This is a genomic window from Nocardia caishijiensis NBRC 108228 (assembly GCF_001612825.1).
Classification (GTDB): domain Bacteria; phylum Actinomycetota; class Actinomycetes; order Mycobacteriales; family Mycobacteriaceae; genus Nocardia; species Nocardia caishijiensis.
On record NZ_BDBE01000034.1, the window covers coordinates 61,361 to 79,899 of the forward strand.

Annotated in this window: 14 protein-coding genes; 4 read left to right on the forward strand and 10 right to left on the reverse strand. The window is 66.1% G+C overall.

The features are described from left to right. Window positions 1-138: 138 nt before the first annotated feature. From NC7_RS18505 to NC7_RS18520, 4 genes are read right to left on the reverse strand one after another with little or no spacing between them, the layout of a single operon-like run. Complete coding sequence (locus tag NC7_RS18505) at window positions 139-843, reverse strand: ESX secretion-associated protein EspG (protein WP_067984812.1); 705 nt, start codon at window positions 841-843, stop codon at window positions 139-141. Further along, complete coding sequence (locus NC7_RS18510; RefSeq protein WP_157102068.1) at window positions 840-2,150, reverse strand: WXG100 family type VII secretion target; 1,311 nt, start codon at window positions 2,148-2,150, stop codon at window positions 840-842. Before NC7_RS18510 ends, NC7_RS18505 begins: the two co-directional genes overlap by 4 nt. Continuing rightward, a complete protein-coding gene (locus NC7_RS18515) occupies window positions 2,143-2,538 on the reverse strand; it encodes a hypothetical protein (protein WP_067984816.1) in 396 nt (131 codons plus the stop codon). Before NC7_RS18515 ends, NC7_RS18510 begins: the two co-directional genes overlap by 8 nt. Before the next feature lie 18 nt (window positions 2,539-2,556). Then, window positions 2,557-3,162, reverse strand: coding sequence for an alpha/beta hydrolase (locus tag NC7_RS18520; RefSeq protein WP_067984818.1), 606 nt, complete (start codon window positions 3,160-3,162; stop codon window positions 2,557-2,559). 103 nt (window positions 3,163-3,265) lie between these two features. Between NC7_RS18520 and NC7_RS18525 the strand changes: the two genes are divergently transcribed. Beyond that, window positions 3,266-4,153, forward strand: coding sequence for an SMP-30/gluconolactonase/LRE family protein (locus NC7_RS18525; protein WP_157102069.1), 888 nt, complete (start codon window positions 3,266-3,268; stop codon window positions 4,151-4,153). 61 nt (window positions 4,154-4,214) lie between these two features. On the opposite strand, the gene NC7_RS18530 is transcribed toward NC7_RS18525, so the two are convergent. Further along, entirely contained in the window at window positions 4,215-5,030 is an 816-nt protein-coding gene (locus NC7_RS18530) for a hypothetical protein (protein ID WP_067984823.1), read from the reverse strand. 149 nt (window positions 5,031-5,179) lie between these two features. Here NC7_RS18530 and NC7_RS18535 point away from each other — a divergent pair, with 149 nt between their 5' ends. Both NC7_RS18535 and NC7_RS18540 read left to right on the forward strand, forming a co-directional pair. Beyond that, on the forward strand, window positions 5,180-6,352 hold the full coding sequence (locus tag NC7_RS18535; RefSeq protein ID WP_067984825.1) for an acyl-CoA dehydrogenase family protein: 1,173 nt from the start codon (window positions 5,180-5,182) through the stop codon (window positions 6,350-6,352). Window positions 6,353-6,361: 9 nt separating this feature from the next. After that, on the forward strand, window positions 6,362-7,489 hold the full coding sequence (locus tag NC7_RS18540; RefSeq protein ID WP_067984827.1) for an acyl-CoA dehydrogenase family protein: 1,128 nt from the start codon (window positions 6,362-6,364) through the stop codon (window positions 7,487-7,489). 385 nt (window positions 7,490-7,874) lie between these two features. On the opposite strand, the gene NC7_RS29220 is transcribed toward NC7_RS18540, so the two are convergent. The 5 genes from NC7_RS29220 to NC7_RS18560 form a co-directional block, all read right to left on the reverse strand. Beyond that, window positions 7,875-8,417, reverse strand: coding sequence for a hypothetical protein (locus tag NC7_RS29220; RefSeq protein WP_157102070.1), 543 nt, complete (start codon window positions 8,415-8,417; stop codon window positions 7,875-7,877). Between the two features lie 107 nt (window positions 8,418-8,524). Next, on the reverse strand, window positions 8,525-9,028 hold the full coding sequence (locus NC7_RS18545) for a hypothetical protein (RefSeq protein ID WP_067984829.1): 504 nt from the start codon (window positions 9,026-9,028) through the stop codon (window positions 8,525-8,527). A 1,339-nt stretch (window positions 9,029-10,367) separates the two neighbouring features. Continuing rightward, a complete protein-coding gene (locus tag NC7_RS18550) occupies window positions 10,368-16,391 on the reverse strand; it encodes a putative T7SS-secreted protein (protein WP_157102071.1) in 6,024 nt (2,007 codons plus the stop codon). A 3-nt stretch (window positions 16,392-16,394) separates the two neighbouring features. Beyond that, window positions 16,395-17,027, reverse strand: coding sequence for a hypothetical protein (locus NC7_RS18555; RefSeq protein WP_067984833.1), 633 nt, complete (start codon window positions 17,025-17,027; stop codon window positions 16,395-16,397). Between the two features lie 358 nt (window positions 17,028-17,385). Then, window positions 17,386-17,973, reverse strand: a complete 588-nt coding sequence (locus tag NC7_RS18560; protein ID WP_157102072.1) for a hypothetical protein — start codon at window positions 17,971-17,973, stop codon at window positions 17,386-17,388. Between the two features lie 254 nt (window positions 17,974-18,227). On the opposite strand from NC7_RS18560, the gene NC7_RS29225 reads away from it, so the two are divergent. Continuing rightward, window positions 18,228-18,515 (forward strand): hypothetical protein, encoded by a 288-nt coding sequence (locus tag NC7_RS29225; protein ID WP_067984837.1) that lies wholly within the window; start codon window positions 18,228-18,230, stop codon window positions 18,513-18,515. Window positions 18,516-18,539 lie beyond the last annotated feature (24 nt).

An 18,539-nucleotide genomic window follows, 5' to 3' on the forward strand; every position in this document is an offset into this window, starting at 1 on the left:
TGTGATGGTGCTACGCCTCGATCCGATGCCGCCCACCAACTCCGACCGATTCACCGCCTGACCCTATGAACCCGGCAGCCGCATGGACCCGCACCGGGGTGATCTCGTCGTCACAGGTGCTGGCCTGAGCGCTGCGGCTCAAGCGGCACGCAACAGCCGCCGCAGCCAGTCGGCGGTGGTGTCCGGTGTCGCCGGGGCGACCGACACCTGGTGGCCGGAGTGGATCAGGTACCGGCCGTCGCCGGTGACGTCGATCCAGGACAGGACGCCCGTGGCAGGTTCGTCGGCGCCAGGCGCGACGAGAATCTGGCCGATGCCGGTGCGCGGGCGTTGGAGGAGTTTGCGGATACGGGCAGCGTCGGAGGGGCCCGCGACGGGGACGGTGACCAGGTCGCGGCTGTCCTCGCGCACGCGCGCCGCCGGTGCGGCGATCCGCGGACCGGTACCGACCGGTTGGCGCGGCATCCGGGAAAAGACCTGGGGCGCGAAGCGTTTCGTCGCACCGACCTGAACGTGCAGGTCTCCACCTCGGTCGGCAGCGGTGCCGGGCGACTGCACGGCGAGTACCGCCACGTCCCCCGCGACGGCGCCGAGCATGCGCACGGGCGCGGGCGCGTGCCCGCTCACCTCCACCCGGATCTCGGGTTTGGCCAGCACCCGCAGCGCCGCCGAGAGGTCGGGGTCGAGGGTGCGGGCGCACCACGCGTCGAGTGCCGGTTGCGCGGCCGCCCGCTCGGCGGTGTCGCGGGCGGACGCGCGAACGGCGAGCGGATACGGGATCCGGTCGCCGTCGGTACGCGCCCAGGCCAGCGCGAACTGGTCGGGCGTGAGGTGCCAGTTCACTCGTGCTCGGTCCACTCTCCGAGCACGGCGGGACTGGTCGGTTCCAGCTTCCCGATCAGCGGGTTCACCTCGTCGGCGGGTTCGAGGAAGGTGGGTTCCTCCTCGAGGAAACGCAGGAAATCGTCGTCGTCGTCCTCGATCTCGGGCTGAACGGGTTGGCGTGGACCACCGGGAGCGCGGCTGTGGTCCGCCGCGACCATCGCCCCACCCATGAGTCCGCCGATCGCACCCGCACTCATCCCGGCAGCCGCTTCACCACCGGCGACCGTCGCGTCGTGCCGCCCGTCCTCCGACGTCGCCGAACGGGTAGCGGGAGAAGCCGATTCGCCGAGCGAAGCCGCCTGGGTCGCCGGTGACCCGGCGGCGGCCCGCGATGTCTTCGCCCGTTTCGCGGTCCGCCCGGGCCCGGCGAGGGCAGCGGCACCCGCCACCGGGTTCGCGCTGCCTGCCGAGGTGCTCGACCCGCCGACCGCGCCGGACACCGCGCTCGACCCGCCCGATCCGGACACCGCCGCCGGTGCGACCGCTGCCGAACCGCCCGTGAACAGGGAGGTGCTCGCCGACGAGGTGCTCACACCGGCCGCCGAAACCACTCCTGGACCACCGGCGGCGACTGCGCCCGCCGCTCCGCCCGGAACGGGGTGTGCCGCCGCACCGGTGACCTCGACATCGGAATTCACACCGGAAATCGCCGCGCCCACCGCCGACGGCGCCGCCCCGAGCGCGACCCCAGGGGCCACTTCGGTTGTCCCCGCATCCATCCCGCCGAAAGCGGGCACTCCCGACCCGGTGGGCACGAAGGCACCCGCGTAGATCGTCTCCATCGCCCGCACCGCGTCCAGCCGCGCGTTCTCGGCTTCCCGCGAGATCGTGGCGTTGTCGGTGGCCCGCTTCGGATCGAGCAGCGCGGCGTCCGGATCAGGCTGCGCCGCAGCCGGTTCGGTGACAGCGGCGCGAATCGACTCCGCCGCGTCACCCGCCTGGCACAGCCGAACCCCGACGGCCGTCAACACATCCGAGATCTGGCGACCCGCCTGCTCGAACGTGCGAAGCGCGTCGACCGCCGACTGCGCCGAGGACCCACGCCATCCGTCGGCGATCGCCGCCCGGATCTCGGCGTGCGCGTTGTCGACCTCGTCACCCACCGCCGTGGCCGCCGCCAGATACAGCTGACCACCACTGCTCAACGCCGCCGGGTCGAGTTCCTGTACCGCCGTGTGGATTTCGGAATGCGACAAGCTGTCGAACACCTCGACGACGGCCACGTAGTCCGGGTCGGTCCCCGGTGCGTCGGAAATGCTACGCATGCCCGGCACCCGTCTCGATCGCGCGGACCGCGCTCGCCATCACCTGATCGCTGTCCTGATACGCGGCACCGGCGGCCCGCAGCACCGCCGCCAGTTGCCGTGCCGTCGCGGCGTAGGCGCGCAACTGGTCCAAGGCGTCACCGGTCTTGCTCTCGAAACCGGTGCGCAGCGCGGCGCCCGAGGGCAGCCCACCGAAACCGGGCAGCGTCGAGGCCTGCGCCAGGGCCTGCACCTGTACGTCGATGGCGGCGGCGAGACGCTCGTAGCGCAGCGCGCACCGTTCGGGGGCGCCGTCGGCGACGAGCACCCCGTCGACCCACAATCCACCCTCCTCGACGGCCTGACCGAGCGCCGCCGTATTCGGCAGCCCCGCGCGATTCGATTGCACCGCTTCCCCCTTCGTCGTTCAGCCCGCCGTGGCCAGTACCCACCGCGCGATGTCGTCGGCCACGCGGTCCCGCACCGGTTCGTGCAGCAGGTCGTGACCCGCGTCGGCGTACTCGCGCAAATCTACCGATCCACACCGCTGTGTCCATAGCCGCACCGCATCGATCGGCGCCCGGCGATCATCGATTCCGTGCACCGCCAGGGTCGGCGGACGCGGGTTCGGCGTGATCTCGGTGGCCCGGCGAGGGGTGCCGCTCAGGACGAGTCCGCGCAGTTCGGCGGCTTGATCGGCGGCGAAAGCGAGCGCCGTGACGGCACCGAGCGAATGGCCCATGAGTACCGGCGCGGTCGTGGTGTCGCCGCGCACCACCTCGAGCAGTCCCCTGGCATCGGCGACGAGTTCGGCGAGGGTGCCCGGCGCGTGCGGATCGCCTTCGCTCAGGCCCTGTCCCGAGGTGTCCAGGGTCCACAACGCGATGCCGGTGGCGGCCAACGCGGCACCGAAGCGGTGGTAGTGCCCGCTGTGTTGACCGGTGCCTGGCAGCAGCACAACGGTCGCGGCGACGGGGTCGAGCGACCTGCGCCGGTAGTGCAACCGGCCACGCGCGCTGTCGAAGTAGGGCACCGACCGATTATCCGCACCTGCCAAAGCATCGCGCCAGCCGTTACACTTCGCCCGTCCACCTGGTTCAGAGTCGAGGTCGTCCATGTTGTCGTTGCGTCGTTGTGTGGCAAGCATTGTCGTCGGTGCGGCGGGCGTGAGCACCGCGGTCACCGCGGTCGCCGGTGCCGATCCGGTCGCCGCCTGCGGGCGGGCCGGTCAGGAGATCGCGATCCACTCGACGGTCCCCCTACTGGACTGGTCGGAGAACTTCGGCATCGACGAGCGCGGCGACGTATGGGTGGCGCGGGTGCTGCGCGGCGAGGTGCAGCGGTACGACAGCGCCGGACAGCTCACCGCCACCGTGGACATCGCGGCCCCCGGTGCGGTCCGCCTCGGCCCCGACGGCCTGCTCTACGTGGTCACCGGCAATTCGCCGCTGTCGGGTTCCGGCGGCGTCGTCCGGTTCGACCCCACCGCCGCCGACCCGGCCCCCGAATCCTTCGCCACCGGCTTCATCCAGCCCAACGGGGCCGCCTTCGACGCGCAGGGCAACCTTTACGTCACCGCCCGCGACGGCGTGCACCGGCTGCTGCCCGACGGCACCGAGGACATGACCTGGTGGTCGAACGTCACCGTCGAGGGCCCCAACGGCGTTGTGGTCTTCGGTGATTCGGTGTACGTCACGGCGAACTTCGTCGACAGCGCGGCGGGCCCGGTGGGTCGGGTGCTCCGCTTGTCGCGCACGAATCCGGCGGTGAGCACCACCGTCGCCGACCTGACCTCGTTCGGTTCGCTGCCCGACTTCGTCGACGACCTGGTGATGCGTGACGGCGCACTGTACGTGACGACACTGACCGGCCAGCTGGTGCGCATCGATCTGGCGTCGGGCGGTGCCTGCACGATCGCCGCCACCCAGCCGCTCACCGCGGTCGTCGCCGACCCGGCCGACTCGACGGCGCTGCTCGCGGGCACCGAAGAGGGAACCGTGCTGCGCATCCGTCCGCGCGGCTGACACGTCACACGACAACGGCCGCCGACATCAGTCGGCGGCCGTTTCTCGTTGCGGCGTGCGATCAGCCGCCGACGCTCAGCGCCGACGGCGGGGCCGGGGGAGCGGGGGCGGGAGCGGGCTGCGGCGTTTCCGCGGGTGCCGGGGCGGGCGCGGGCGTTTCGGGTGCGGGCGCCTGGGACTGAGCCGCCCCAGGACCCGGTGCGCCCGAGCCGGGTGCTGGCGCCTGCGGTTCCGGTGCGGCGGGCGCTTCCGGTGCGGCCACCGGCAGGTCGGGAACGACGAACGTGCCGACGGTTGGCGTCATCACGCAGCGCGCGCCCGGGTAATCGATGGTGCCCCACATGGACGCGACCACGGTCCCCGCACCGCTGGTGATCGTCTTCGACAGCGACGGCAGCTGGTATTCGGTGACGTCGTCGAGCACGGCGATGCCGCTCTGCCCGTTGTTCACGTTCACCCAGGCCACGTTCAGTCCCGAGGCCAGCGGCACGCCCGTGTGGGCCGGGCTCGCGCTGAACCGCACATCGCCCGGTGTCAGGCTGGTCGGGGTGCGCGGGCCGGGACCCTCGACGGTCGCCGCCGCGATGATGGTGGTGATGGGGCCGTTGCTGCCGCAGCCGAACGTGGGGGCGGCGTAGCCGAGCGGGATGAACTGGGCCGAGATGTCGCGCAGCTTGTCGGCGCCGACTATGTTGGTGAAACTGGCGATCGCGTCGACACCCGCCTTGGTGTTCACGTCCTCACCGGCGAGATGGCGCAGGTGGGTGATGGCGTCGTCCAGGGGTGACGCGCTCGCGTTCGCCGCCAGCACGACCACAGCCCCGATGCTCGCCGCGGTCACCGCCGCCGCTCTACCTGCGATGGATCTGCCGTTCACCCGTAACTCCCTGCTGCTCGCGCGCCGGTTCCCCGGTCCGTGTGGCAACGTACCAGTTCGACCGGCCGGTGGCAGCGTGGCGGTGTCGTGGCGCCGCCGTGCGGGGTAGGTTCCTAGAGGACGGCTACTAGAGACGCTGGGAGACCCGTATGAAGCTAGCCCTGTCCCCGGAAGAGGTCGCCTTCCGCGACGAGCTCCGGCACTTCTATCAGACCGAGATCCCCGTCGAGATCCGTGACCGCGTGAAATACGGACACGAGCTTTCCCGCGAAGACATCGTCACCGCCAACAAGATCCTCAACGACCACGGGCTCGCCGTGCCGAACTGGCCGGTCGCGTGGGGCGGCAAGGACTGGACGCCGATGCAGCGCCACCTGTGGCTCGACGAGATGCAGCTGGCCTCGGTGCCCGAGCCACTCACCTTCAATGCCTCCATGGTCGGCCCGGTGATCGCCCAGTTCGGTTCCGAGGAGCTCAAGCAGCGTTTCCTGCCGCCGACCGCGGCCCTCGACATCTGGTGGTGCCAGGGCTTCTCCGAGCCCGACGCCGGTTCCGACCTGGCCTCGCTGCGCACCACCGCCGTCCGCGACGGCGACTCCTACATCGTCAACGGCCAGAAGATCTGGACCACGCTCGGCCAGTACGCCGACTGGATCTTCTGCCTCGTGCGCACCGACCCGTCCGCGCCCAAGAAGCAAGCGGGCATCTCCTTCCTGCTCTTCGACGTGAAGTCGCCCGGTGTCACCATGCGCCCGATCAAACTGATCGACGGCAGCTACGAAGTGAACGAGGTGTTCTTCGAGAACGTGCGGGTGCCCGCCGATCAGCTGGTCGGTGCGGAGAACCAGGGCTGGACCTACGCCAAGTTCCTGCTCGGCAACGAACGCACCTCCATCACCGGCGTCGGCAAGACCAAGGTCAAGATCGGCCTGGCCAAGGACCACGCCCGCTCGATACGCACCGGCCACGGCACCCTGCTCGAGGATCCCGTGTTCGCCGCGCGCATCGCCGAACTGGAGAACGAACTGCTCGCCCTGGAACTCACCCAGTTGCGGGTGGTGTCGAATTCGGCCGACGGCAAGCCCAACCCGGCCTCCTCGGTGCTCAAGCTGCGCGGCACCGAATTGCAGCAGGCGGCCACCGAACTGCTGCTCGACATCGCGGGCGCCGACGCCCTCCCGGTCGGCGCCGACGACATCGCCTCACCCGCCTGGGCCCAGCACACCGGCCCCGGCTATCTGAACTACCGCAAGGTGACCATCTACGGAGGTTCGAGCGAGGTCCAGCGCTCGATCATTTCCTCCACGATCCTCGGATTGTGAGGCGCTGACATGGATCTGGCACTGACCGAAGAACAGACGATGCTGCGCGACACCGTGCGCGAACTGCTGCACCGGTTCTACGACGGCGAGGCCCTCACCAAAGCAGGCGACACCGACCCCGGCTGGAGCCGCACGGTCTGGAAGCAACTCGCCGACCTCGGCGTCCTCGGCCTGACCATCCCCGAAGAAGACGGCGGCGTCGGCGCGGGCCCCGTCGAGGCCCTGCTCGTGCAGGAGGAGCTTGGCCGTGCGCTCGCTCCCGAACCGGTGCTCGACGCCGTGGTCGTTCCCGCCGAACTGATCCGGCTCACCGGCAGCGCCGACCAGCGTCACCGCCTGCTGCCCGCCCTCGCCGAAGGCACCACCCTGCTCGCCTTCGCCCACGCCGAACCCGGGCAGCGCTGGCCGTCCACCGAGGTCACCGCCACCGCCACCAAGGACGGCGACTCGTACACCCTCACCGGTGTGAAGAACCCCGTCCCGCGCGGCGACTGCGCCGACCAGCTGATCGTCAGCGCGGGCCTCCCCGGCGGCGGCGTCGGCCTGTTCCTGGTCGACCCCACCGGCACCGGCGTGCAGCGGCGCACCTACCGCACCTTCGACGGCCGCCGCGGCGCCCAGTTCGATTTCGCCTCCGCCCCCGCCGAACCGCTCGGCGACCCCGCCGACGCGACCGAACAGATCACACTCGCCCAGGGCTACGCCCAGGCAGCACTGTGCGCGGAATCGGTCGGTGCCATGCAGGTAGCCCTCACCTTCACCACCGACTACCTCAAATCGCGCAAACAGTTCGGCGTCACCCTGTCGAAGTTCCAAACCCTCACCCAGCGCGCGGCCGACTGCTACGTCTCCCTGGAACTGGCCCGCAGCATGAACCTCTACATCACCGCCGCCCTAGCCGACGGCGCCCTCGACGAGGTCGTCGCCTCACGCGCCCGCCTCCAGATCGGCAAATCCGCCGCCCACATCGGCCGAGAGGCCATCCAGATGCACGGCGGTATCGGCGTCACCGCCGAATACCCCGTGAGCCACTACGTCGCCCGCCTCACCGCGATCGGCCAGACCCTCGGCGGCGAACTGGAACACCGACGAGTCCTCGCCGACCGAGTCGGCAGTTACGACCTGCCCGAGTTGTAACCACCCCACAATGGTGCGTACCCGCACGGGTACGCACCATTGTCAGCAGGATGCCATCCATCTCGGCCCCGTAGAACGCCGATATGTCCCTGGCGCAGAAGCCGCAAAAATGATAGCCACGGGTAATGTTGACAGGCTTCCTTGCTGCTTTGCGAAGTTATTCCAGGAGAATTTGAGATGGACTGCCGACGTCAAAGGATTCGTGACCCGCAAGCCAGCCCACGTTGAGTTCTGTGCCGCGACCGACTGCTCCCTCCTCGCCAGAAAGATAGCTGTACAAACTCAAGTCGCGAAAACACATCGTCCAAACCTGAAAATACAGTTCACAGCTCTCGGGTCCGCAGCGGCATCTCCTAGTTGAACGACCCTCTGCGGCTTCAAAAGATCAGCTCGACACAAGACGATTATCTCCGCTTCGTAGGTCCCACAAATATTCTTGCACATTGGAATATCGTTCGATGTTCTGGCGCCACTGCACGAGAAGATCCGCGCCACCCAAGCGGATACCGAAAGTCCACATGGGATCAATGAACAGACTGCTCGCCCCTTGAAATTTCATCTCCATACACTTCACGATACCTTGATCCACGCGAGAATTATCATCTAGGAAGTATCGAATGCTTGCGCAACGCAGGGCGGTATAGCCATCTCCGAAAAGATTTTCACCGCAAGAAGCCACCAGTATTTCATCCCCCTCTTCGTGGAGGACACCCGCGAGGTTCAATTCTGAAGAATATTCAATTTTGAGCTGGTCGTACTGATCGATGGATTCGAACTGTAGATACCCTTCATCTAGGCGCATATATACGATAGTCGGCTGAGGTCGAAACTCTGAGTAGCCTATGCCTCGATCGATCCATCCAGGGACGAGTACATCGGTGGCCGACCGTTCTCTGAAGACGGCATCGAGAGTGCCAAAAACCGTCATCTCGAATCCCTTTCATTGAAATTTGAGCCTGATGGCCGGTGCCCTCTACACTATCTACTCTCCGTTACATTCGCCCGTCGGTGACTACCCAATGCGCAGCTTCGATGCTACACAGCGACGCTCACCGACTTTTCCCAATCCTCCGAAACTTGCGGTAGCGGACCCACTACCGACTTTGCACCGCACAAATAAATAATCCACCGCAACTCTTCACACTTGTAGACTCCCTCCCCGAATGAGTCCACCCAGACACGGACAATATTTCCGAAAACCTTTGTCACATCCCACCATGCCCATTCCCGCTCACGTGGATCGAAGGAAAACAGCACATCCTGCACCGTCCACTCCTCGTGCCCCCGGTGCGCCCCGTACCGAACGGCCGCCGAACCCCAGGCTTCCCGCATCCACTGTAGGACACCGGTTTCCGGAATGAAGTCGCCCTCGAAGTCGGCCGTCAGCGAGGCATCGACACCGACATTCACGACTTCACGCAGCCTACGACCGAACCCGATAACATCATCGAACGACTCGACCTCCACGTAGAACATCGACAGCAGCACACCCCCAGCGGTAGGGCGGCGGAAAATCCTGGCAACTTCGTGCGAAGTCATCTGATCACTCTCGCAGACCTTTCGAACTATCGAGTCACTCGGCTGATCCAGTCCGCAGTTCGGTCGCAGCGGAAAAGCCATTCGGATATATTCGAACCGCTACCCCGGTACATGCTACGAGGCTGTCCGCCCCCATAGACTTCAGCGCAAAGCACTGTACCCGGGGCCATCGGCAGTCATCTATGCCTGAGATACGCTGAAGTTCGGCAGACTGCGCCGAATCAGCCTCTGAAATGGTCAGCGTGGAGAACAGTGTTTTCAGCTGCATGGCAAAGACAGCGATGAATTTAATGGACACAAACGTTGGCGCCGAACTTCTGTCGAAGCTCCGTAACTCCAGTTCGGATAGCGACAATGTGTAACGCCATGGCCTGAATTTTAAATTTAAATGAAGGGGAAGTTCATTCCGAAGCAAGAACGATCCGTGACCGTCCTCAGAGCTTGACATATCGAAATCCGTTCAGGACGGAGATTGGCAAATATCGGTCGCCGCAAATAATAGTACACGACAATATCTGGTTGATAAAGCGCCTCGGCGGCGTTGGCGGCCCCCTTCCAGTCTTTTAGGATACTCGAGAAATGTGGAGGTCGACTTCGGAAATGCAGGAGTAAAGCCGGTCAAAAGGCGGGCCGTATTCGCCAGCGGAGAATGAATTCGTGAATTAACTCTGTCACTGTGACACGTGTGATCGAGGGGTGTCGAGTAAGGCGATGAACAGCTTGCCATATTTATTCATTAAATGCTCCGGTGACTCATTCCTGAGAGTTCTTGATTTCACACCTTGGAAATCTGCCCTGTCGTTTCCCGTACGGTTCCCATGCCCGGTTTAGTATTGCATATTAAACGACGGGTAGACATGTCGGAACGGAATCGTCATCGCCCCGTCGGGTATGGCTGCTGATAGCTTGGCCGATTTTCGGCCCCGTCAATTTCCGTAACGGTCGTATTCCTCGAATTCACCGAAATCATCCTGTAACCAACCGAGATCACGCCACGTCCCCGTGCCATCGAGAGGGCCCTCGTAGACAATTTCGAGGAAACTCCCGGTTTGGTCATCAAGGCGCAATCGACGGCCTCTGCTGAACAGGAACAATGTAGCACTGACATGCGGTTTCCCGTCAATATTCTGCATTCCAAGCGTGCCCTCCCATGCCACCTGGAGGGATGGATGGCAAGGTTCGGGCCCTCGTATGGAAGAGGAGAATCCATCAGGCATCTCGCCCGCGTCGACTATGGTTACGGTTTCGTTGAGGTGCTTGGACAACCCGGCGACTAGAGAGTTGATTAAAGACGTCCACCGGCCTAGCCGCGGAGGGTTCTGGAAGTCGTCCTCCATATTCACTGCCACTCATTCCTTTCCCAGTTCTCTCGGTTTGGATAAATTACTTCGTTATGGTTGTTATTCAAGCGAATCTCGACAAAATTTGGGTCATCGGCCCATTTTTTGTCGGGATTGACAGCTCTCGGCGACGAGCTTCTCTTATCGATCAAACCATATGCTGTGATGACTGAGCTCTTGTTGCCAGCTTCAGTAATCACTACCGAGCCGTTGTTATAATAGATGTCGACAGAACGGGTGTACGGTTGACCGGTGAGATGGTTTACGCCGTGGAAGTTTCCGCTGAAGATTCGCTCAGGGTTGTTGAGGATAGACGCTTGAACCTGGGCGGAGACGCGGTGCTTCGAAAGCGCGTGCCCTGGGTACCCGCCCGGGTATGGGGGCGGTGCTCCGTGAAGATCTCCGGGCGCAACCTGCCTATGGAAGTTTTTGAATCGCTCGCAGTCTGTGGGCCTGAGACCGAGGGGATCGATGAACCGAAGCGGGTTCGTGGTGTAGGAGTGGGGGTTGGGTGAGGGATCCAAGCCCAGTGGGTCGGGTGTGAGGTACCGGCCCGTATCCGCGTTGTAGTACCGGAACATGTTGTAATGCAGACCGGTTTCCGGATCGTAAATCTGCCCAGGAAACCGCAGTGGAGAGCTGGACTGGCCGCGCCATATGGTGCGCCCCCAGAGACCGACGTCCGCAGCAGCCATGGAGTAGGCCGATTTGGGGTCTATGAGCTGCGCGGGAGTTCCGACGAGGTCGGTGATTATTGCGTAGAACTCGCGGTCGATGGTTGGTTGGTCGGTGGTTTGGGTGAGGGGGGTGTGGGTGCCGGGTTGGTAGTGCCAGCGGGTGGTGGATTCGAGGGTGGTTTGTTCGGTGAGGGTGGTTGCGTCCCAGGTGTAGTCGGTGCGGTCGAGGATGGTGCCGTCGGTGGTGCGGTGTTGTTTGGATGTGCGGCGGCCGAGGGGATCGTAGGTGTAGTGCCACCATTGGTGGTCGGGAGTCCAGACGTCGGTGAGTTGGTCGAAGCTGTTGTAGCGGTAGTGCCAGGTGGCGGGTTTTCGGGAGAGGCGGGTGGTGGTTTTTCTGATCAGGCGGCCCGCGCTGTCGTAGTGGTAGGTGGTGCGGCCGTTTCGGATCAGGAGGTTGTTGCGGTATTCGCGGCGGCCGGAGTCGGCGGTATCGGGGGCGGGCGTTGTCTTCGAGTCGGGCGTGTGGCTGCTGGTGATGTTGCTGAGGGGGTCGTAGGTGTAGCGCTCGGTGACCTGGTTGTTGCGGGTGAGGGTGGTCACCCGCCCGATCGGGTCGAGTTCGTAGTCGCGGCTGATCGACGCGCTGTCGGGGTGGTGGGTGGTGTGGTTGGTGAGGTAACCGTCTGGGCGCCAGGCGTACTCGTCGGTTCGGAGGGTGCTCGGTGGGGTACGCGGGGCGGAGTCGAGGCCGATGTTGAACAGGCGGTGTGGGTGGGCGGTGACGGTTTGGGTGGTGGGGAGGCCGGTCGGGTTGTAGGTGGTGTCGACGGCGAGTTCGTCGAGTTGCCAACGGGTGAGGCGGCCGGTGAGGTCGTAGGTGAAGTCGATGTTGTGGCCGTCGGCGGTCATCGCGCCGTGGCGGCCCGCGTAGTCGAAGGACCAGTGGGTCTGGGCGCCGCTGGGGGTTGTGCGGCGGGTGCGGCGGCCGAAGTCGTCGTGGTCGAACCGCATCGGCGGTTGGTCGTCCACTTGCTGTGAGGCGAGCTGACCGGACTCGGTGTAGGTGAACTGGATCGTGTGAGAAGGGGTTTCGCCGGTGCCGTTGGCCGCGGCGAGTAGACGACCCGACACATCGTGGGTGTAATGGATCCAGTCGCGGGAGTCGGTGGTGATCGCGGTGAGGCGGCCGAGGATGTCGTAGGCGTGGTGTCGCGTGATGCCGGTGGCGGGTGTGACCGTGGCGGTGCGCCCTGCCGGGTCGTGGGCGTAGCGGGTGGTCGCGCCTGTGTAATCGGTCTGGGCGATCAGGTGACCCGCAGGATCGTAGACGTAGTGCCAGATTTCACCGTTGGGATTCGTGACGGAGGTGAGGCGGCGTTCGGTGTCCCAGGTGTAGGTGGTGGTCGCGCCCGCCGGGTCCGTGCGGGCCGCGAGGAGGTCGAAGGCGGTGTAGGTGAAGCGGGTGACCCCACCGGCAGGGTCGGTGTGGGTGAGGAGGTTGTCCTCGCCGTCGTAGGTCCAGGTTTCGCGGTGACCGTCGGGGAGGGCGCGTTCGAGGAGCTGACCGGTGGGCGAGAACCGGTGGATGGTGGTCGCGCCGAGTGCATCCGTGATCCGATGCGGGCGGCCGAGACCATCGCGTTCGATGGTGGTCACCGACTCGAGCGCGTCGGTGATCCGGATCGGTAGACCCGCCGAGTCGACGTCGATCGTCGTGGTCGCACCGTTCGGTTCGGTGATGGACGCGACGGCGCCGCACGGGTGGTGGGTGAAGGTGGTGCGGGCGCCGGTGGTGGCGACGATGGCGGTGAGATTGCCGTTGGTGTCGTATTCGCGGCGGATTTCGGTGCCGTCGACGTCGGTGATGCGGGTGGGGCGGTTGCGGAACAGGTACTCGAAGTGGATGGTGTTGCCGTCGGGGCGGGTGATGGAGGCGACGTCACCGTCGTCGGTGTAGGTGTAGCGGGTGACCGCGCCGTCGGCGGCGGTGAAAGTCAGTGGGTTGCGGTCGGTGTTGTAGTCGGTGTGGGTTCGGGCGCCGTTGGGGTCGCGGACATCGCGGGTGCGCAGGTCGGTGTCGAAGCCGTAGGTGGTGGCGGCGCCGAGGGAATTGGTGTGGGTGGTGATCCGGCCGGTGCCGTCGGGAAATGCGGCATAGTCGAATTCGGCGTCGAGAACTCCGGCGATACCGCGTTGACGGGTGACTCGACCTGCCGCGTCGTAAGTGTTGACCATGTAGTTGTCGTTGGAGTCTGTCCACGACGTCATGCGGTCCGCGTGATCGTAGGTGTAGTGGGTGGTCGCACCGACACCGTTGGTGATCGCGACCAACTGTCCGGCGCTGTAACCGAATTCGCGGATGGTGGCGAGGTGGCCACCGGACGGGCCGAGAACGTCGAGACCGGTGACACGCCCCCGGGCGGTGGTCACGGCCACGCGGTAGCCGCCGGAATGGGTGATCTCGATCGGCGCGCCGTCGCTGTCGTAATGGAACCGGATGCGGTTGCGGTGGCGGTCGGTGATGGCCGAGATCGCGTAGTTGCCGAGGGCGACATCGAGTCCGGCCCGGAGCGGTTCGGGTGCGAAATGCCAGATCAATTCGCGTTCGGGATCCCAGACCCGGTACCCGCCGACCTCGGTCCGGGTCAATGTCCAGCGTGACGCACCGGCGAGCGGCAACACCGGTGCATCGGGCTCAGCGTGGGGATAGAGGAGCGTTACGCCGTCCTCGCCGATGAAGATGACGCCGTGGTCGTCGACGATGACCCGCATGTCGAGGGTCGCTGACCAGGACGGCCCGAACCAGCGGCCGAAGCGGTAGTTCGAGCGGTGCCGACGTTTCAGGATCAGCGGCAGGACACCGGGCAGGCTCAGGTCGAGTTCGGGGAGGAGGAATTCACCGGTGGCCGCGTCGACGGGGTCGTTGCATTCTTCGATGTCCTCGTCGGTCCGGTCGTGTTCGACCGGATTCTCCGCGGTGGATTCGCGGATCTTCTCGGGATCGTCGACGTGTTCAGAGGTGTCGGACTCGTCCTGGCCGGACTTGTCGGTGCCGCTCGTGTCGTGGTCGCCTTCGGCGTCGGTTCTTGGTTCGTTGGGATCCGGAGCGGACGAACCGTCGCTGTCGCCACGAGCGGGAGCGGAGGTGGTGTCGTGGTCGGGGGATGGTCGTGAATCACCCTGCCACTCGGGGGTGTTCGAATCCGGCGTCGCGCGCGGGGTCGGGCTGGGGTCGGCCTTGTCCTGGTCGGGCGTGCCGGAGTGTTCGTCGGGTTTCGGCTGAGTTCTCTCGGTGTCGGTATCTCGGACCGGTCGGTTGTCGGGTGTGGCGGCGGGGCGCGGGTCCGGTGCCCGGGTGGTTGCCGGTGCCTCCGGCGTGCGGGTGCTCGGTGTCGGAGCCAGGGTCGACGCGGGTGTGGTCGAGTCGCGTTGCGGCGGCTCGGAATCCGAACGGGTCGGAGTGGTCGGATCGTGATCCGCTGTCGTCTCCGCGTCGCTGTCGGTGCGCGCGGGCGGCTGCCGGGTCGAGTCGTGCTCGGCATCGGATCGGTGCGGATCCGACGTCGAGTCCGCGGCACCATCCGCGTCGGAGCGGGCGGGCGGTTGTCGGGTCGAATCGGAATCGACCGCTCCGGGGTCGGACTTGGGGGTGGCCGGATCCGTGTCGACGGCCCGCGCAGGCGGCTCCGTGCGGGCCGTGTCGGCGGGGGTGTGGGTGGTCGGTGCGTCGGTAGCGGGATGGCTCACGGGCGAACTCGAATCCTGCACCGGCCGCGTCGGATTGGGGTCCGTGCCGGGTTGGCGGGGTGCCTCGACGGTCTTGGCGTCGTCGGGATCGGGCTCCGGGGCGTCGGCGTGCGCCGGGGTGCTGGGCTGGTCGGCGGGATCGGTTCGGACGGGCGCCGGGTTGTCGGAATCCGGACGGGGCGCGATTGTTTCGGCATCCGGGCGGGTCGCCGGAGCCTCGACACGCGGTTCCGGGGTGTTGTGCACAGGCGTGCCGGGCGTGTTGTCTTCGGGTGATTCCTGTCGGTGGGTGTCCGGGCGTTGCGCCGGAGCTGCCGGTGCGGAATCGGGGCGGGCGCCCGCGTCGACGTTCGATTGCGGGTCGGCGCGCGGCCCGTCCGGCACCCCGGCCTGCGGCGGGGCGTTCTCGTCGCCACGATTCGCCGGTTCGGGGGTGCCGGACCGCTCCGGCGTCGCACCATCGGGACTGTCGTGGTTACCGCCGGGAAGGCGGCGACCGACGTCGCCGAGCTTGTCGATCGCCGACAACACCGGCTTCGCCGCACCGCCACCGCCGGTGGCGACCGTGACCAACAGGTCGCTCGTGATCGCGCCCGCGAACTCGAACGGGTTCGCGCGGGCCTCGGAAAGGATCGCATCGACAGCCGCACCGGGATCGGCGGCCGCGACCACCAGGCCGGTCCCCAGGTCCGACATCTTGGACATGTAGTCGGCCGGATGGGTGATGTTGTAGACATCGGCCGGATTCACCTGCCGAACGAACTGCACGAGCCCCGTCAGACCCGTGAGCACGCCGGACTCGAAGCTCAACTTCGCGTGCTCACCGATATCGGCCAGATCCGACAGGTTGGCCGACATCCGCGAGGTGAACGGCGGCGTCGTCGGCGCCTTGTTGGTTGCTTCGGCGATTTTCGTCGTCGCCTCACCGGCGGCGTTGTCGCGTTGGGTGCGAGCGAAACTCAGGATCTGGCGTGCGTTGTCGCGCAGCGCGGTCCAGGTATCGGGCAGGGGGCCGACCTGTTTCTGCTGATCGCCGGTGAGTGAGTTCCACCAGTCCTTCTTGGTGCGTTCCTCGGTCAGCGCACGTTCCCACTCGGTGATCGCGTCCGCGGCGCGGGCTTGCGCCGTGGTGACCGCCGTGGACCAGGTGTCGAGGACAGCGGCGGTCGCGGTGAACGCTTCCGCGGCGTCCCACCACAGTTTGGGCTGCTGGTCGTAGACGGCGTTGAACGCGTCCGCCCCCGCGCCGGTCCAGTCCGCGGCATCGATCGTTTTCAAGGCGTCGCCCGTTTTGGCGATCTGGGTCGCCATGTCACGCAACGAGGTCGCGGCGTCGGTGATGACCGTCGGCTCGCCTCGGATCAGTTCCTTCGGGTCCTTCGTCTCCCCGAGCGCGCGTTCCTCGACCTCACCACCGGCGGCCGAGGCGAGTTGATCGCCGAGGTCGTCGAGCGATTCCGCCAGGCTGTCCATACCGAGCTTCGTGGCGCCGACGGACGCGACGTCGAGCACGTCGTCGGCGAGCTCACCGGCCTTCTCGACAGCACTTTCCACACCTCGCCCGAACAGGTCGCCGAGGCTGTCGAACACTCCCATCGATCAGCCGGGGGGATTCAGAATCTCGGCCGCTCGCTCCGCGGCCTGAGTGTTCCAGCCCGCATCGGGCAGGCCGTCGTCTCCGGGCTTGGCGTAGGAATACGGATCGAGGGTCGACAGATTGGCCAGGGCCTGCGGGCCGACAGCCTGGACCACCTGCCAGTTCTTGTCCGCGTGGGCGGCCGCGTCTTCGAAGGACTCCGCGGTGTAATCAGGGTTGAGCGCCATGTTGATCGGATTGTCGGCGAGAGTCTCACCCCACGTGCGGGCCTTGATCTCCGCGCTCGACAGATGGGGATTGCCGAGCAGGTGGGTGTACATCTGCTTGAACGTGTCCGAGCCCTGCTGCTCCATCATGTAATAGCGGCCCGCCGCCAATCCCACCGCTTCGGCGATGGAGTTACCGGACTGCACCAGATACCGCACACCCCACGACCACCGCTCGGTGAACTCCTCGAACCCCTTCTGCACCGCCGCTTTCCCCGCCTCGAGACCCGACATGGTCAGCAGGGCGAAGCCACGCCCCGAGGACGCGGTCTCCTTGACGCCGATCTCCGACAGTTCGCTGATGATTCCCGTGATCCCCTGTGCCGCTTGAATCAGCACTTCGGGCGCGACTTTCAGTTCATCGGCCACGACTGGCCCACCCTCGTCGTACGACCTGCCCGGGCCGTCATCGCGGACCGGGCAGGACGCACCGATACGCGCGAGGCGGACGTACGACCGAGACCAGCGTTGAACGCCTGGATCATGAAAACGAGCCTCCCCCAATACTTCTGACGACCGCGCCCCCTTTGGCGGTCGATCAGCAGCATAGCGAGATGGGGGCTGGTCTGCCAGCGAAGCTGTCGGGAGCTCGATATATTGCCCCAGAATCATGACGAGGCGATGAGTGGGGATCGAACATGGCCGGAAAGCTTCGGCATCGTGTCGGCGATCTCTTCGGTGCCACCGACCTCGATGCGCTCGGGCACGGGCCTCGAGTGAGGTGATGTCAGCCGTCGGCCTGGGTGGTCGACGGGGCCGCTGTGGTGGGGGTGGGGGTGCGGGTGACGTTGTCGTGGGCGTTGGTGGTGGGGATGTCGGAGTCCTCGAACTCGCCCTGGTAGGTGGGGCGGGTGCGTGGGGGGTTCACCGTGCGGGTGGGTGGTGTGGTGCGCGGTGGGCGGGTGGTGGTCGGCGTCGAGTCCTCGGTGGTGGTTTCGGGGGGCTCGGTGGTCGCCTCGGGTGGGCGGGATTCGGTGGTCGCCTCGGTGGGGTGGGGTTCGGTCGTCGGCTCGTCCGTGGGCGGGGTCTCCGAGGGGGAGGTGGTCTCGGTCGAGCTGAGGCTGAACGGTTTGCGTGGCGACATGTACGGGGCGATGCGCCAGCTCGGCGACGGCGGGATCGAGACCCGCACGGTGGTTGAGGTCGGCTCGTCGGCGACCTGGCTCGGTGCCGCGGCCAGCCCGGCCTGCAGCGGTGGCGGAGTCACGTACACGTCCTGCTGCCCGACGCCGCACGCGCCGATCACGATCAGGCCGAGCGACACCGCGCCAACAGCGATTGCCGGACCTACGAGCTTGGCCCTGCTGTCTTCCATCGCCTTGTACTCCTCGTCGGCTCGGGTCGCCTCACAGTAGTGCAGCCCGTGAAAATCGGCTCATTGTAAACATGAATGATTCAGATATCGGATTGATCTCGCAAGCGTGTCGTGGGGACGTGTCGCGCGCTTTTGTAGCGCGGGGGTCGTAGCGTGTGTGAGCAAAGTTACGCATGAGACGCCCGGACCGAAACCCCTGACGCGCGAGGTTTGCGCGACGCAAGAATCAGATCGGCGTCATCGAGGAGAGTCTGATGGGAGCTTATTCGACACCCCGGCTGGAAACGGCCGAGGCGAACCCCGATCCGGCCACCGAGGCCCCCGAGACACCCGACACCGCAACCCCGCCGGGGAACCGCGCGTTCGCTGTCGCGGCCCGGGTGCTCGGCTGGGTGTTCTTCGTCGGCGGGCTCGTCGGTGCGGGCCTCGGCATCGCGGGGCTGCATGTGGAGATCACCGTGGCCGGTCTGATCCTGGCCTGCACCGCGGGCCTGATCCTGCTCAAGCTGCGTGCCGACCAGGAGCCGCGCGAAATCGCCTGAGCTGCCACATATTCCGATTCCGCC